This window comes from Variovorax boronicumulans (assembly GCF_019352895.1).
GTDB classification, from domain to species: Bacteria; Pseudomonadota; Gammaproteobacteria; order Burkholderiales; family Burkholderiaceae_C; genus Variovorax; species Variovorax boronicumulans_A.
On the sequence record NZ_JAAAFX010000009.1, the window covers coordinates 140,094 to 155,259 of the forward strand.

Here is a 15,166-nt window from a genome sequence, read left to right on the forward strand (position 1 = left end):
CGACGTGTTTGAACTTCGCCTTCTCGCACCCGAAGACCGTATCGAGGCCTTGAGCGATGCGCTCGACGCGCTCGATGCGCTGAGCGTGTCGGTCGAAGACGCCGACGCCCAGACCGATGCCGAGCAGGCGCTGTTCGGCGAGCCCGGCATGCCGCCGCCCAAGGATGGCTGGCAACGCTCGCGCGTGATCGCGCTGTTCGCCGACGAGGCGCTGGCCCGCGACGCGGCGGCCGTGCTGGCGGCGCAGGACTTCTTCGACGGTTGCGAGACCATCGGCGTGGCCGACGTGCCGGAGCAGGACTGGGTGCGCCTGACGCAGTCGCAGTTCGCGCCGGTCGAGATCACGCCCGAATTCTGGATCGTGCCGACCTGGCACGAACCGCCGGCGCAGGCGCGCCAGGTGATCCGGCTCGATCCGGGTCTGGCCTTCGGCACCGGCACCCATCCCACCACGCGCATGTGCCTGCGCTGGATCGCGACCTCGCAGCGCACGGCTTCGGCCCGCGTGCTCGACTACGGTTGCGGTTCGGGCATCCTGGCCATCGGCGCGGCGAAGTTCGGCGCGGTGACGGTCGATGCGGTCGACATCGACCCGGCGGCCGTCGAGGCCACGCGGCTCAATGCCGAGGCCAACGCGGTGCAACTGCGATCCGGCTTGCCCGATGCGGCCAGCGGGCGCTACGAAGTGGTGCTGGCCAATATCCTGGCCACGCCGCTCAAGGTGCTCGCGCCGCTGCTGTGCGCGCATGTGCAGCCCGGCGGTTCGCTGGTGCTGGCCGGCATCCTCGAGCGCCAGGCCGATGAGCTCAAGCAGGCCTACGCGCCGTATGCCGCACTCGAAGTCAGCGACAGCGAGGACGGCTGGATCCTCATGACCGCGCGCCTGTAGGTCGCTGCGGGCCCCGGGGCCCGCACCTACAATCCACGCCTCATGAGTCTCGCCACCCGCTGCCCTGCCTGCGGCACCACCTTCCGGGTGGTGCGAGACCAGCTCCGAATCTCGGACGGCTGGGTGCGCTGCGGTCGCTGCAGCCATGTCTTCGATGGAGCGGCCGAACTGCACGATCCGCTTTCCGCACCGCCTCCGTTGAAGGAGGCGGCCGTGGCGCCATCGGAGACGCCCCTGGCGCCGGTCGCGCCCGGAGCCGGCGCTCCCGCCGCGGCGAGTGCCGGCATCGATTTCTTCAGCGACGCCTTGCAGCGGCTGCAGGCCGATGGGCCGCCGCCGGCGCATCCTGAGCCCGTTCCACTGTCGACAGAGCCAGCGCTCGACCTCGCCTCGTCGCCGTGGCCGGCGTCCGTGGCACCCGGAGATGCGGCGTCGGACGACGACCTCGAACCGGCAGAGGAAACGGAAGAGGCCGAGGAGGCCGCCGCCGCCGCGGCGTCCATGCCCTTGCGCGGGCAGGGCGACGACGAATGGTCGCGCCTGCCCTCGCTGCAATGGGACGCGGCGCCGGCATCGCCTCCTGTTGCCGAGGCTGCTGCGGCTGTCGCACGCCTGCCGGCGCGCGAGGACCGGGCAGACGGCGACGCCGATGTCGAAGACGATATCCCTGCGTCGCCCAGTGCCCTGCGGCAGTCGCGCATCGCGGCGCTCCAGGCCGCACGAACGGCACGCAGCGCGCGCGCTGCGGCGGAGGAGGTTCCTGCAGAGCGCTCCCTCTCCAGGGACGGCGAGGCGATCACCCTCTCCATGACGCCGAGCGAGCCCGTGGCGGGCGATGCGGCGGGCGTGCCGGTGTTCGGCATCGCGCGCAGCTTCCGCGCCAATCCCGGGGCCCAGCCGATGCGGCAGGCATCGCGGTGGTGGCCTCGGCTGCTGCGTGCCTCGGCCCTGGCAGTGCTGGTGCTGCTGCTGCTCGCGCAGGTGCTCTACCAGCAGCGCAACGCGATCGTCGCGCGCCAGCCAGCGTTGCAGCCGTGGTTCGCGGGTGCTTGCGAACGTCTGGGCTGCCAGCTGTCCGCCCTGCGGCGCATCGCCGACATCAGCATCGACGGCGCTTCCTTCCTGCGCGAAAAGGATGGCGAGGGCTACCAGTTCAGTTTCACGCTGCGCAACCGCGCCGCCATTCCGCTGGCCATGCCGGCCGTCGAGCTGTCCTTGCTCGACCTCGAGGAGCGCACCGTGGTGCGGCGCGTGCTGCGCCCGGCCGAGTACGGCGCGCCGGCGGTGCTGGCGGCGCATGCGGAGCGCGCGACCTTGCTGCCGATCGTGCTGGTCGGCGAAGACGCAACCTCGGCCTCGCGTGTCGCCGGCTTCCGGCTCGACACCTTCTATCCCTGAGCGCGCCCGTCGCGCTCGTTTCCTTCCCTTCCTCTAACCCGGCGGCTCAACCATGGCAGCAGTGATTTGCGGTTCTCTCGCGTTCGACACGATCATGACTTTCGAGGGCCGGTTCGCCGACCAGATCCTTCCTGATCAGTTGCACATCCTCAACGTGTCCTTCCTGGTGCCGGCGCTGCGCCGCGACTTCGGCGGCTGCGCGGGCAACATCGCCTATGCGCTGAACGCGCTGGGTGGCCGCGCCTTGCCGATGGCCACGGTGGGCAGCGACGGCGCGGACTATGTCGCGCACCTCCAGGGCCTGGGCATCGGCACCGAGTTCGTGCGCGAACTCTCCGACACCTACACCGCACAGTGCTTCATCACCACCGACCTGGCCAACAACCAGATCACCGCCTTCCATCCGGGCGCGATGCAGCAGGCGCACGTCACGCGCATCACGGCGCGCGACGACATCCGCCTGGGCATCATCTCGCCGGACGGACGCGACGCCATGCTGCAGCACGCCGAGCAGTTCAAGCAGGCCGGCATTCCCTTCGTGTTCGATCCGGGCCAGGGCCTGCCGATGTTCAACGGCGACGAGCTGGCGCGCTTCATCGAGCAGTCCGACTGGGTCACGGTCAACGACTACGAAGGCAAGATGCTGAGCGAGCGCACCGGCTGGGACAACGCCGAGATCTCGCGCCGGGTGCGCGGGCTCGTGGTCACGCTCGGCGAAGAGGGTTGCGACGTGTGGGTCCACGGCGAACGCACCCACGTGCCCGCGGTCAAGCCCGCGGCGATCGTCGATCCCACGGGCTGCGGCGACGCCTGGCGCGGTGCCTTGCTGTTCGGGCTGGAGCAGGGCTGGCCGCTGGAGAAGTGCGCGCTGCTGGGCAACCGCATCGGCGCGCTGAAGATCGCGCAACGCGGCCCGCAGAACTACACCGTCGATCGGCAGCAGCTCGGCCTCTGAGCGCGCAGCGAGCGCCCCAAAAAAAAGCCCGGGACCTTGCGGTACCGGGCTTTTTGGCCTTCAGGGCCCTGAGAAAACTCAGGGCTTGCTGGCCGTCGGGAAAGGCCAGGCGGCCTGAGGGTTCAGCGTCGTCTGCGCAGCAGGGGCAGGCGCTACGGCAGCCTTCGCGGGCGCCTTGGCGGCCTTCTTGGCAGCAGGGGCCTTGGCGGCAGGCTTGGCAGCGGGGGCCTTGGCAGCAGGCTTGGCAGCGGGCTTCTTCGCGGCTTTCTTGGCGGCGGGCTTCTTGGCCGCTGCCTTCTTCGCGGGGGCCTTCTTCGCCGGCGCCTTCTTGGCAGCGGCCTTCTTGGCCGGTGCCTTCTTGGCGGCGACGGCCTTCTTTGCCGGAGCCTTCTTCGCTACGACCTTCTTGGCAGCAGCCTTCTTTGCCGGGGCCTTCTTGGCAACGACCTTCTTGGCCGGAGCCTTCTTGGCGGCGACCTTCTTGGCAGGAGCCTTCTTCGCCGGAGCCTTCTTCGCTACGACCTTCTTGGCCGGAGCCTTCTTGGCGGCGACGACCTTCTTTGCCGGAGCCTTCTTTGCTGCGGCTTTCTTCGCCGGCGCTTTCTTTGCAGTTGCCATTTCTTTCTCCTTGATCAAGTTGAAAAATCAACCTTTTGAAGCACTCCACGCACGCTTGTGTACGTGAAGCGATCCATGGCGTTGGGAATCAAGCCCCAGCACCATGAACACCTGCGCCCTCGCCACGCCGCGTTCTGTGACGCAGTGGGTGTCGAAGGCAATTCCTGAATTCATCGATTCTTTTCGTGCAAAAGTTCAGTCCCAGGAGAGCGCACCACCCGACTGGTATTCGATCACGCGGGTTTCGAAGAAATTGCGCTCTTTCTTCAAGTCGATCATTTCGCTCATCCAGGGGAACGGGTTTTCTTCGTTCGGGAACAGCGTCTCGAGGCCGATCTGCTGGGCACGCCGGTTGGCGATGTAGCGCAGGTAGCCCTTGAACATGGAGGCATTCATGCCGAGCACGCCGCGCGGCATGGTGTCTTCGGCGTACTGGTACTCGAGCTCGACGGCCTTCAGGAACAGGTCCTTGATCTCGGCCTTGAAGTCCGCGGTCCAGAGGTTGGGGTTTTCCAGCTTCAGCTGGTTGATCAGGTCGATGCCGAAATTGCAGTGCATCGATTCGTCGCGCAGGATGTACTGGTACTGCTCGGCAGCGCCGGTCATCTTGTTCTGGCGGCCCAGCGCCAGGATCTGCGTGAAGCCGACGTAGAAGAACAGGCCTTCCATCAGGCAGGCGAACACGATCAGCGACTTGAGCAGGGTCTGGTCGGTCTCGTGGGTGCCGGTCTTGAAGTGCGGGTCGCTGATGGCCTCGATGAACGGGATCAGGAACTCGTCCTTGTTGCGGATCGACGGCACTTCGTTGTACGCATTGAAGATCTCGCTCTCATCCAGGCCGAGCGATTCGACGATGTACTGGTAGGCGTGCGTGTGGATCGCCTCCTCGAAGGCCTGACGCAGCAGGAACTGGCGGCACTCGGGCGCCGTGATGTGGCGGTAGGTGCCCAGCACGATGTTGTTGGCGGCCAGCGAGTCGGCGGTCACGAAGAAGCCGAGGTTGCGCTTGACGATGCGGCGCTCGTCTTCGGTCAGGCCGTTGGGGTCTTTCCACAACGCGATGTCGCGCGTCATGTTCACTTCCTGCGGCATCCAGTGGTTGGCGCAGGTGGCGAGGTACTTTTCCCAGGCCCACTTGTACTTGAACGGCACCAGCTGGTTGACGTCGGTCTGGCCGTTGATGATGCGCTTGTCGGCGGCGTTGACGCGGTGTGCGACGGCGGGCACGGACTGCGGTGCGGCGGCAGCGGTACGCTGTGCGGCGGGTGTTTGCGAAGTCGGGACTTCCATCGAGCGCGCGATCGGTGCGCCGTTTTGCGATGAATGATGCAAGCCTTGTTGCATGTCCTTTGGCAAGGAGGGTTTGACTTCTTCGTCCCAGGTCAACATAGAAAAATCCAATGCTCAAATTATGTGAGCAACGATGTGAGTTGCAAAGTGCCTCTCACATCGTGCTCGGATTATGTCGTGCTTATGTTGTTCGCAGGCATCGCATTTCATGTCGGGCGATGCCGCGAATCACATTCGCATCAGGCTGACATCACTGGCAGGCTTCGCAGGTCGGATCGTCGACGCCGCAAAAGGCGATGTCGGTGGCCGGCATGGCGGCGAGTTGCGCCTGCGCCGCGAGTGCAGCGGCTTCGATCGCGCTCAGGCCCGACGGTGCTTCGTTGCTGCCGCCGGAGGACACTGCGTTGAGGCGGCCCGATTGCACGGTCGACTTCTCGGCGTGCGTCGCGCTTTGCGTGCGCAGGTAGTAGGTGGTCTTCAGGCCGCGCAGCCAGGCGAGCTTGTAGGTGTCGTCGAGCTTCTTGCCCGAGGCGCCGGCCATGTAGATGTTCAGCGACTGCGCCTGGTCGATCCACTTCTGGCGCCGTGCCGCGGCTTCCACCAGCCACTTGGTCTCGACTTCGAAGGCCGTGCCGTAGAGCGCCTTGATGTCCTGCGGCACGCGGTCGATCGGACGCAGCGAGCCGTCGAAGTGCTTCAGGTCCATGACCATCACGTCGTCCCACAGGCCCAGGCGCTTGAGGTCGCGCACCAGGTAGTGGTTGATCACGGTGAACTCGCCCGACAGGTTCGACTTGACCGACAGGTTGCCGAAGCAGGGCTCGATCGAGGCGTCGACGCCGATGATGTTCGAGATGGTCGCGGTCGGGGCGATGGCCGTGCAGTTGGAGTTGCGCATGCCGTCGACCTTGATCTTCTGGCGCAGCGCGTCCCAGTCGAGCGTGGCCGAGCGGTCGACCTCGACGTAGCCGCCGCGGGCCTTCTCGAGCAGGTCGAGCGTGTCGATCGGCAGGATGCCCTTGTCCCACAGCGAGCCCTTGTAGCTCGAGTACTTGCCGCGTTCCTTGGCCAGGTCGGTCGAGGCCCAGTAGGCGTAGTAGCAGATGGCTTCCATCGACTCGTCGGCGAACTGGACGGCTTCTTCCGAGGCGTAGGGAATGCGCAGTTCGTACAGCGCGTCCTGGAAGCCCATCAGGCCCAGGCCCACCGGGCGGTGGCGCAGGTTCGAGTCGCGCGCCTTCTTGACCGCGTAGTAGTTGATGTCGATCACGTTGTCGAGCATGCGCATCGCGGTCGAGATCGTCTTCTTGAGCTTGGCCTGGTCGACCTTGCCGTCCTTCAGATGCTGCAGCAGGTTGACCGAGCCGAGGTTGCAGACCGCGGTTTCGGTGTCGCTGGTGTTCAGCGTGATCTCGGTGCACAGGTTCGACGAGTGCACGACGCCGGCGTGCTGCTGCGGCGAGCGCACGTTGCAGGCGTCCTTGAACGTGATCCAGGGATGGCCGGTCTCGAACAGCATCGTGAGCATCTTGCGCCACAGGTCGGCCGCGGGCAGCGTGCGCGAGGGCTTGATCTCGCCGCGCTGTGCCTTCTCTTCGTAGGCGACATAGGCGCGCTCGAAGTCGGCACCGAACAGGTCGTGCAGGTCGGGCACGTTGTTGGGCGAGAACAGCGTCCAGGTGCCTTTTTCCATCACGCGGCGCATGAACAGGTCGGGGATCCAGTTGGCGGTGTTCATGTCGTGCGTGCGGCGGCGGTCGTCGCCGGTGTTCTTGCGCAGCTCCAGGAACTCCTCGATGTCGAGGTGCCAGGTTTCCAGGTAGGTGCAGACCGCGCCCTTGCGCTTGCCGCCCTGGTTCACGGCCACGGCCGTGTCGTTCACCACCTTGAGGAAGGGCACGACGCCCTGCGATTCGCCGTTGGTACCCTTGATGTGGCTGCCCAGCGCGCGCACGCGGGTCCAGTCGTTGCCCAGGCCGCCGGCGAACTTCGACAGTAGCGCGTTTTCCTTGATCGACTCGTAGATGCCGTCGAGGTCGTCGGGCACGGTCGTCAGGTAGCAGCTCGACAGCTGCGAGCGCAGCGTGCCGGCGTTGAACAGCGTGGGCGTGCTCGACATGAAGTCGAAGGACGACAGCACCTCGTAGAACTCGATGGCGCGCGCTTCGCGGTCGATCTCGCCCAGCGACAGGCCCATGGCCACGCGCATGAAGAAGGCCTGCGGCAGCTCGATGCGGGTCTTGCGCACGTGCAGGAAGTAGCGGTCGTACAGGGTCTGCAGGCCGAGGTAGTCGAACTGCAGGTCGCGTTCGGCCTTGAGTGCGGCGCCCAGGCGCGGCAGGTCGAACTGCAGCAGCTTCTCGTCGAGCAGCTCGTTGTCGACGCCCTTTTTGATGAACTGCGGGAAGTAGTCGACGTAGGCCTGCGAGCGTTCGGCCGGCATCACTTCGCGGCCGATGATCTCCTTGAAGATCGTGTGCAGCAGCAGGCGCGCGGTGGCGAAGGTGTAGTCGGGGTCCTTCTCGATCAGCGTGCGGGCGGCCAGGATCGAGGCCTTGTAGACCTCGTCGAGTGGCACGCCGTCGTACAGGTTGCGCATCGTCTCGGCCTGGATCGGCGCGGCGGTGATGGTGTCGCCCAGGCCTTCGCAGGCGGACTCGATCAGGCCCTTGAGCTCGTTCAGGTCGAGCGCGACGCGTTCGCCGCGGTCGAGCACATGCAGCGCGGGTGCGGCCGGCGCGTCCTGTTCGCCCTGCTTGGTGCGCTCTTGCGAGCGGCGTTCGCGGTACAGCACATAGGCACGCGCGATCTCATGGTGGCCGCCGCGCATCAGGCCCAGCTCGACCGCGTCCTGCACGTCCTCGATGTGGAAGGTGCCGCCGCTCGGACGCGAGCGCACCATGGCGCGCACCACCGACTGCGTCAGCGTGTCGACGGTCTCGCGCACGCTGGCCGAGGCCGCGCCCTGCGTGCCGTGCACGGCCAGGAAGGCCTTCATCATCGCGACGGCGATCTTGTTCGGCTCGAAGGGCACGACCGCGCCGTTGCGGCGAATGATCTGGTAGTGCGTGAGCGCGTCGTTGGTGGGCGTGCCTGCGGTGTCGCGGGCGCCGGCGTTCTGCTGCGGCACGTTGGCGCGGGCGGCGGACGGTGTGTTCAGGGCTGTTTGCATTCGGTCCTCTGTTTGGCGATTTCTTGTTGGGGGAACGGCGAGGCGGTTCGGCGTTCGGCCGTCGGGGGCCACTGGCTTTGTGGCCGTTGGAGCGGGCAGGCACACTATATCTAGTGTGTCGGGTGCCCACAATCACTAGATGTAGTGTTTTACGCGAACTTCAATGCAGGGTGAAGCCCGTGATTTGCGCGTGGGCCGCGTGCCATGCGGCATGGTTACTGGATCAGTTTGATCGAAGCCAGCAACCATGCCGGTTTCCGGCGCTTTTGGGCTTGCAGGCCCCGTGGTTACTGGGCTGCGCCCCTGGCCGTTCGCGTTCGCTTCCCGTGAGCGCCTGGGGCATCGCCGGGGCCACGCCGATTGAAAATCTTTAGCGTACCCCGGTGCCGGGGGGAAACATGGCGGCGGGCCAGGCCGTGTCGGCCTGCAGCCGCGGCCAGGTGAAGCCGGGTCCCGGATCGATCTTGCGGCCGGGCGCGATGTGCTCGTGCCCGGCCACGAAGGCGATCGCGTAGTGCTGGGCGATCGCCGGGCAGAGGCTGGCCAGCGTCTCGTATTGCGCGTCCTCGAAGCGCTCGCCCTCGAGTCCTTCGAGCTCGATGCCGATCGAGTCGTCGTTGCAGTTCTCGCGGCCGCGCCATGCTGAGGCGCCGGCATGCCAGGCGCGCGCGTCGCAGCTCACGAACTGCCAGAGCTCGCCGTTGCGCCGCACATAGAAATGCGACGACACCTGGGTGCCGCGGATCTTCTGGAAGTAGGGATGCGCATCCCAGTCGAGCTGGTTGGTGAACAGCCGCTGCACCTCGTCGCCGCCGTAGCGGCCGGGCGGCAGGCTGATGGAGTGCAGCACGATCAGGTCGACCCGTGCGCCGTCCGGCCGCGCGCCGAAGTTGGGCGAGGGCAGCGCCCTGGCAAAGCGGTACCAGCCCGCCTGCCACAGCGCGTCGGTGTCATCCTTCATCGCCAGCGCCCGCGGTGTCCTCGCCGCCCGGTGTGCTGATGCCCAGGCGCGCGATGCGGTAGCGGATCTGGCGCAGGCTCAGGCCCAGGCGCGCCGCCGCCGCAGTGCGGTTGAAGCCGCTTTCGCGCAGCGCGCGCACCAGGATCTCGCGCTCCTGCTGGTCGAGGTAGGTCTGCAGGTCCGGCGGGACGGCGGGCGGCACGGCCGCCGGCGCTGCCTGCGGCCGGGCGGCGGCCGGCAGCTCTGCGGCGGCCGGGCGTTCGAGCGGCGCCGCGTCGCTGGCCTCGAAGTCCAGGTGCAGTTCGTCGCCGTCGTTCAGCGCGACCGCGCGGTGCAGCAGGTTCTCGAGCTCGCGCACATTGCCCTGCAGCGGATGGGCCGTCAGGCGGGCGACGACTTCCGGCGAGAGCATCGGCACGCTCATGCCGGCGTCGCGCGCGATGCGCGCCAGCAGCGCGGCGCACAGCAGCGGCAGGTCCTCGCGCCGGTCGCGCAGGGCCGGCACCGCGATCTCGATCACGTTGAGCCGGTAGAACAGGTCCTGCCGGAAGCGGCCGCCCTGGACCTCGGCCTGCAGGTCCTTGTGGGTGGCGCTCACGATGCGCACGTCGACTGCGTCCTCCTGCGTCGAGCCGATCGGCCGCACGCTGCGTTCCTGGATGGCGCGCAGCAGCTTGGACTGCATGGCCAGCGGCAGGTCGCCGATCTCGTCGAGGAACAGCGTGCCGCCGCGCGCCGCCTGGAAGTAGCCGTCGCGGTCCTGCGACGAGCCGGTGTAGGAGCCCTTGCGCGCGCCGAAGAACTCGGCCTCGAGCAGGTTCTCGGGGATGGCGCCGCAGTTGACGGCAATGAAGGGGCCTTCGCTGCGCTGGCTGCAGGCATGGACCGCGCGCGCGACCAGTTCCTTGCCGGTGCCCGATTCGCCGCGCACCAGCACCGGCGCCATGCCGCGCGCCACCTTGGCGATGCGCGACTTGACCAGGCGCATCGGCTCCGAATCGCCGACCAGGCGATCGAGGGCCGCCACGCCGCTGCCGCCGGTCGCCTCTTGGCGAGCGGGCTCGGCGGCGGCGCGCACGGCGCGCACGGGGGCGGCCGGCGCTTTCACGGCGGACGCGACCACGGCGCGGAACTGCTTGAGGTCGACCGGCTTGGTGAGGTAGTCGAAGGCGCCGGCCTTGAGCGCCTCGACAGCGTTCTCGGCCGAGCCATAGGCCGTCATGACCACGCAGCGTTCGCCGCGCTGCTCGCGCTGGATGCGTTGCAGGATCTCCATGCCCAGGCCGTCGGGCAGCCGCATGTCGGTGATCACCGCATCGAAGCGCTGCCCTTCCAGGTGCTGCCAGGCCTCGGCCACGCTGCCGGCCGCTTCGACGCGGTAGCCCTCGCGCAGCAGCGTGAGTTCGTAGAGCGTGCGCAGGTCGGGCTCATCGTCGATGACCAGGATCTGCGCGCTGCGCGCGGCGGGGGGATGGTTGGAACTCACGTGGCTATTGTGTCAGTCGCCCTTCGGCTTCCGCAAAGCTCACGAAGAAGGCATTGCCTTCCGGCCCGGTCGGCGAGACGGCGCGCCGCTCGTAGCCGATGGTGGCACCGTGGCGTTCGCAGAGCTCGCGGCACAGGAACAGGCCGAGGCCGCTCGAGCGGCTCTCCGACGAGAAGAAGGGTTCGAACAGGTGGCGCTGCACGGCCGGCTCCAGCGGCGCGCCGTCGCTCCAGACCTGCAGGCCGGCGCGGCCCTTGGCGTTGCGTCGCGTGGTCAGCTGGATCGAGCCTTCGCGCTCGCCGGCGTAGCGCGCCGCGTTGTCGAGCAGGTTCACCAGGATCCGGCGCAGGTGCTCGATGTCGAAGCGCACGTCGCTGCCGCCGGCCTCGAGCATCAGCAGCACGCCGTGGCGCCGGGTCTGGCGCACCCATTCCTCGGCGATGGTGCGCACCGTCGGGTCGAGCGTGAACTGTTCGCCCAGCGGCAGCACGCGCTGCTGGCGCACGCGCGCCACGTCGAGCACGTCGTCGACGATGCGGGCCAGCCGCTGCGCGTTCTGCTCGACCATCGCGATCAGGCGGCGGTGCGCGGGGTCGGTCAGGTCCTCGCTGAGCAGCGCGCCGGCCTGGGTGATGGCGGCCAGCGGATTGCGGATCTCGTGCGCCACCGCCGCCGACATGCGGCCCATGGCCGCCAGTTTCTCGGTGCGGATGCGGGCTTCGAGCTCGCGCAGGTCCTGCAGGAACATCACGCAGAGACCGTCGTCACGGCCCTCGGTGGCGGGTGTCAGGCGGGTGCGCACGCGCACTTCGCGTGCCGCGCCCTGCGCCTGGGCCACCGGCAACTCGCGCAACTGCGCGGCCTGCCGGCTGAAGGTCTGTTCGGCCACGGCCGCCAGCGGCCGCCATGCGGGCTGGGTGCCCAGCGTGAAGGGCAGCACCATCGCGCCCAGGCCCTGGCCGAGGATCGCGTCGGCGGCCGGATTGGCCGCATGCACCCGGCCGTCGGCGTCGATCACCAGCACGCCTTCGCTCAAGGTCTCGATCACCAGGTCGTTGACCTGGGCGTGCATCTGCGCCGCGCTGCGCCCGCGTTGCGCCAGCGTGACCTCGCGCGCCAGCCGGCGCGACAGTTCGTTGGCCAGCAAGGCCACCACGAACAGGCCGGTACCGGTCAGCGCGGCCTGCACGAAGCGCGGGCTGGCGTCTGCGCTCAGGTCGAGCCAGCGCCAGCCGGCATCGGCCAGCAGCAGCAGCGTGACCGCGGCCGAGGTGCCCAGCCCGACCATCAGCGTGCCGAGCACGGCGGCCATCAGCACCGGCAGGGCGAACAGCGGCGTGTAGTTGATGCTGCCGATCTGCAGCAACTGCAGCGCGGTGAAGGCCGCCAGGTCGATCGCGATGGTCGTGCCCCAGGCGATGCCGAAGCTGCGCATCGGCAGGTGGAAGGGGGCGAAGCGCGCGCTCAGCAGCGTGGCGACCAGGTAGCCGGCCGAGATCAGGGTGGCCACCGTGTGCACCGTCTGGCTGAGGGCATAGGCCAGCAGTTGCAGCAGCAATAGCACCATCGCGACAAAGCAGCGCGCGGTCATGAAGCCGCGCCACAGCCGATGCAGCGCGGTGCCCTTGTCCGCCAGCGGTTCGAGCGTGGCCCAGTCGGTGGCAGGCTCGCCGCGGGACCAGATGAAGCGGGCCATCCGGGACGAGGTCAGCCGGCGCCGGCGCGGCGGTGGGCGACGCTGCAGTAGACCCCGCCCGGGCCCGGCAGCGCATCGGTGGCCGGCAGGTGCAGCCCGCAATGCGCGCAGCGCACCATGGCCTGCGGCGGGCCGACCGCCGGTGCGGCGGGCTTCTTCGGCGCGGCGGCGCGCTTCTCGCGCATCTCCTCGCGGCGGCCTTGCCGCCAGGCCCAGATGCCTATCGAGACGACCAGCAGGACCAACAGGTATTTCATGCGATGGCCCCTCGGCTCAACAGGACTTCGAGCACGAAGCGCGAGCCCACATAGGCCAGCAGCAGCAGCGCCGCGCCGGCGTAGAGCACGCGGCGCGCGGTGCGGCCGCGCCAGCCGAAGCGTGCGCGGCCGACCAGCAGCACCGCGAAGGTGAGCCAGGCCAGCACCGAGAAGGTCGACTTGTGGTCCCACTTCCAGGCCCGGCCGACCGCGCCGTAGAGCGTCTCGCTGAACAGCAGCCCGGCCAGCAAGGTGGCCGACAGCAGCACGAAGCCTGCGGTCACGAAGCGGAAGGTCAGGCGTTCGAGCGTGAGCAACGGCACCTCGGCCTGCGGCGCGGTGGCCATGCGGATCTGCTTCTCGGCGCGCGTCGTGAGCCAGGCGTGCACCACGGCCGCGCCGAACAGTCCGTAGGAAGCAATGCCCAGCGCCAGGTGCAGCGGCAGCCAGGGCGAGGCCGCCACATGCAGCGGCGTGCCGGGAAACAGCACGGCCAGCAGCACCACCACAGCGCCCAGTGCGGCCAGCACGCGGCGCACCGTGAGCTGCGGGAACATGCGGCTCTCGACGGCGTACACGGTGAGCACCAGCCAGGCCATGACCGACAGCGCCGGCGCGAAACCGAAGCGGGGGACGGCGCTGACCAGGCCGACGGCCAGCGCCATCGCATGCAGCAGCCACGCCAGTCCGAGCGCGGATTGGGTGGCCTGGCGGTTCAGCCGGGAGGCAGCGGCCGCCGTCAGCCCATAGGCGGCGGCGGTTGCGATGCCCAGCGCCACGCCGAGTGGGGAGGGGATCGCTAAAATCATGGGGTCAGTTTATCTCCCCCAGGCGTCCGTTCTGCGTGGCGCCGCGCCAGCCCCTACACAGGGCTCATGATGCGGAGCGGCCCGGCCGCCTCCGCGCTCGTTGGCGCAGGGGGGCGGCCGCGACCGGGCTTCGGGTCACGACTTTTCACAGCTTCGCCGCGAGCGGAGAACCAGGTACTTTCCTTCATGGCCACCGCCCTTTCCGAAAAATTCTCCCGCCTCGTCAAGACGATGAGCGGCCAGGCGCGCATCACCGAAAGCAACGTGCAGGACATGCTGCGCGAGGTGCGCATGGCGCTGCTCGAGGCCGACGTGGCACTGCCCGTGGTGCGCGACTTCGTCGCCCGCGTGAAGGAAAAGGCGCTGGGCCAGGAGGTGCTGGGCTCGCTCAAGCCGGGCCAGGCGCTGGTCGGCATCGTGAACCGCGAACTCGCCGCCACCATGGGCGAGGGCGTGTCCGACATCAACCTCGCGGCCCAGCCGCCGGCGGTGATCCTGATGGCCGGCCTGCAGGGCGCGGGCAAGACCACCACCACCGCGAAGCTGGCCAAGCACCTGATCGAGAAGCGCAAGAAGAAGGTGCTCACGGTCTCGGGCGACGTCTACCGGCCGGCCGCCATCGAGCAGCTCAAGACGGTCACGAAGCAGGCCGGCGCCGAGTGGTTCCCGAGCAGCGCCGACCAGAAACCCATCGACATCGTGCGTGCCGCCATCGACCATGCGCGGCGCCACTTCTTCGACGTGCTGCTGGTCGACACGGCCGGCCGGCTGGCGATCGACGAGGTGCTGATGAAGGAGATCAAGGATCTCCACGCCGAGCTGAACCCGGTCGAGACGCTCTTCGTGGTCGATGCGATGCAGGGCCAGGACGCGATCAACACCGCCAAGGCTTTCAAGGACGCGCTGCCGCTGACCGGCATCATCCTGACCAAGACCGATGGCGATTCGCGCGGCGGTGCGGCGCTGTCGGTGCGGCAGATCACGGGCGTGCCGATCAAGTTCGCCGGCACCAGCGAGAAGATCGACGGCCTGGAGGTCTTCGACGCCGAGCGCCACGCGGGCCGCATCCTGGGCATGGGCGACATCGTCGCGCTGGTCGAGCAGGTCACGGCCGGCGTCGACGTGGCGGCGGCGCAGAAGCTCGCGGCCAAGGTCAAGAGCGGCGCCGGCTTCGACCTCAACGACTTTCTCTCGCAGCTGCAGCAGATGAAGCAGATGGGCGGGCTGTCCAGCATCATGGACAAGCTGCCGCAGCAGATGGCGGCCAAGGCCACCGAGGCCGACATGACCCGCGCCGAGCGCGACATCCGGCGCAAGGAAGGGATCATCCAGAGCATGACGCCGCTGGAGCGCCGCAAGCCCGAGCTGCTCAAGGCCACGCGCAAGCGCCGCATCGCGGCCGGTGCGGGCGTGCAGGTGCAGGAAGTCAACCGCCTGCTCAACGAGTTCGAGCAGATGCAGGGGATGATGAAGAAGATGAAGGGCGGCGGCCTGATGAAGATGATGAAGAAGATGGGCGGGATGAAGGGCATGGGCGGGGCCGGTGGTCCCAAGCTGCCTTTCTAGGACCTCTTTGCGCCACGACTGAAGCCCGCCGGGGTCTGCCTCGGCGGGCTTCTTCGTTTGCGCCGGGGG

At 68.2% G+C, this 15,166-nt stretch carries 12 protein-coding genes; 4 read left to right on the forward strand and 8 right to left on the reverse strand.

Going from position 1 to position 15,166, the window contains the following annotated elements:
• Nucleotides 1-4 precede the first annotated feature (4 nt).
• Genes prmA through K0H49_RS19910 form a run of 3 tightly spaced genes read left to right on the forward strand, consistent with a single transcriptional unit; the run spans nucleotide 5 to nucleotide 3,242 of the window.
• A complete protein-coding gene (prmA, locus tag K0H49_RS19900) occupies nucleotides 5-889 on the forward strand; it encodes a 50S ribosomal protein L11 methyltransferase (RefSeq protein ID WP_219216137.1) in 885 nt (294 codons plus the stop codon).
• 42 nt (nucleotides 890-931) lie between these two features.
• A complete protein-coding gene (locus tag K0H49_RS19905; protein WP_219216140.1) occupies nucleotides 932-2,287 on the forward strand; it encodes a zinc-ribbon and DUF3426 domain-containing protein in 1,356 nt (451 codons plus the stop codon).
• 52 nt (nucleotides 2,288-2,339) lie between these two features.
• Complete coding sequence (locus K0H49_RS19910; RefSeq protein ID WP_219216142.1) at nucleotides 2,340-3,242, forward strand: carbohydrate kinase family protein; 903 nt, start codon at nucleotides 2,340-2,342, stop codon at nucleotides 3,240-3,242.
• Between the two features lie 78 nt (nucleotides 3,243-3,320).
• Here the strand turns inward: K0H49_RS19910 and K0H49_RS19915 are convergent, their stop codons facing one another.
• From K0H49_RS19915 to K0H49_RS19950, 8 genes are all read right to left on the reverse strand, one after another.
• Entirely contained in the window at nucleotides 3,321-3,860 is a 540-nt protein-coding gene (locus K0H49_RS19915; protein ID WP_219216144.1) for a histone H1-like DNA-binding protein, read from the reverse strand.
• Nucleotides 3,861-4,055: 195 nt separating this feature from the next.
• Entirely contained in the window at nucleotides 4,056-5,249 is a 1,194-nt protein-coding gene (locus tag K0H49_RS19920; protein WP_219216146.1) for a ribonucleotide-diphosphate reductase subunit beta, read from the reverse strand.
• 151 nt (nucleotides 5,250-5,400) lie between these two features.
• Nucleotides 5,401-8,322, reverse strand: a complete 2,922-nt coding sequence (locus K0H49_RS19925; protein WP_219216148.1) for a ribonucleoside-diphosphate reductase subunit alpha — start codon at nucleotides 8,320-8,322, stop codon at nucleotides 5,401-5,403.
• Nucleotides 8,323-8,692: 370 nt separating this feature from the next.
• Complete coding sequence (gene ampD, locus K0H49_RS19930) at nucleotides 8,693-9,283, reverse strand: 1,6-anhydro-N-acetylmuramyl-L-alanine amidase AmpD (RefSeq protein ID WP_219216150.1); 591 nt, start codon at nucleotides 9,281-9,283, stop codon at nucleotides 8,693-8,695.
• The gene (locus tag K0H49_RS19935; protein ID WP_219216152.1) at nucleotides 9,273-10,769 is read right to left on the reverse strand and encodes a sigma-54-dependent transcriptional regulator; all 1,497 of its coding nucleotides are present in this window, start codon (nucleotides 10,767-10,769) and stop codon (nucleotides 9,273-9,275) included. Before K0H49_RS19935 ends, ampD begins: the two co-directional genes overlap by 11 nt.
• 4 nt (nucleotides 10,770-10,773) lie before the next feature.
• Nucleotides 10,774-12,465, reverse strand: a complete 1,692-nt coding sequence (locus K0H49_RS19940; protein ID WP_219216154.1) for a two-component system sensor histidine kinase NtrB — start codon at nucleotides 12,463-12,465, stop codon at nucleotides 10,774-10,776.
• Nucleotides 12,466-12,476: 11 nt separating this feature from the next.
• Nucleotides 12,477-12,722 (reverse strand): PP0621 family protein, encoded by a 246-nt coding sequence (locus tag K0H49_RS19945; protein ID WP_219216156.1) that lies wholly within the window; start codon nucleotides 12,720-12,722, stop codon nucleotides 12,477-12,479.
• Nucleotides 12,719-13,531: a cytochrome C assembly family protein gene (locus K0H49_RS19950; protein ID WP_219216158.1), complete on the reverse strand. Its 813-nt coding sequence runs from the start codon at nucleotides 13,529-13,531 to the stop codon at nucleotides 12,719-12,721. Before K0H49_RS19950 ends, K0H49_RS19945 begins: the two co-directional genes overlap by 4 nt.
• Before the next feature lie 186 nt (nucleotides 13,532-13,717).
• Here K0H49_RS19950 and ffh point away from each other — a divergent pair, with 186 nt between their 5' ends.
• Nucleotides 13,718-15,097: a signal recognition particle protein gene (ffh, locus tag K0H49_RS19955; protein ID WP_219216160.1), complete on the forward strand. Its 1,380-nt coding sequence runs from the start codon at nucleotides 13,718-13,720 to the stop codon at nucleotides 15,095-15,097.
• The last annotated feature ends 69 nt before the right edge of the window (nucleotides 15,098-15,166 follow it).

What these genes read in the sequence shown, in the direction of transcription:
- K0H49_RS19905 (WP_219216140.1), top strand. Translation starts at nt 932, where the DNA reads ATGAGTCTCGCCACCCGCTGCCCTGCCTGCGGCACCACCTTCCGGGTG.
- K0H49_RS19910 (WP_219216142.1), top strand. Translation starts at nt 2,340, where the DNA reads ATGGCAGCAGTGATTTGCGGTTCTCTCGCGTTCGACACGATCATGACT.
- K0H49_RS19915 (WP_219216144.1), bottom strand. Translation starts at nt 3,860, where the DNA reads ATGGCAACTGCAAAGAAAGCGCCGGCGAAGAAAGCCGCAGCAAAGAAG.
- K0H49_RS19920 (WP_219216146.1), bottom strand. Translation starts at nt 5,249, where the DNA reads ATGTTGACCTGGGACGAAGAAGTCAAACCCTCCTTGCCAAAGGACATG.
- K0H49_RS19925 (WP_219216148.1), bottom strand. Translation starts at nt 8,322, where the DNA reads ATGCAAACAGCCCTGAACACACCGTCCGCCGCCCGCGCCAACGTGCCG.
- ampD (WP_219216150.1), bottom strand. Translation starts at nt 9,283, where the DNA reads ATGAAGGATGACACCGACGCGCTGTGGCAGGCGGGCTGGTACCGCTTT.
- K0H49_RS19940 (WP_219216154.1), bottom strand. Translation starts at nt 12,465, where the DNA reads ATGGCCCGCTTCATCTGGTCCCGCGGCGAGCCTGCCACCGACTGGGCC.
- K0H49_RS19945 (WP_219216156.1), bottom strand. Translation starts at nt 12,722, where the DNA reads ATGAAATACCTGTTGGTCCTGCTGGTCGTCTCGATAGGCATCTGGGCC.
- K0H49_RS19950 (WP_219216158.1), bottom strand. Translation starts at nt 13,531, where the DNA reads ATGATTTTAGCGATCCCCTCCCCACTCGGCGTGGCGCTGGGCATCGCA.
- ffh (WP_219216160.1), top strand. Translation starts at nt 13,718, where the DNA reads ATGGCCACCGCCCTTTCCGAAAAATTCTCCCGCCTCGTCAAGACGATG.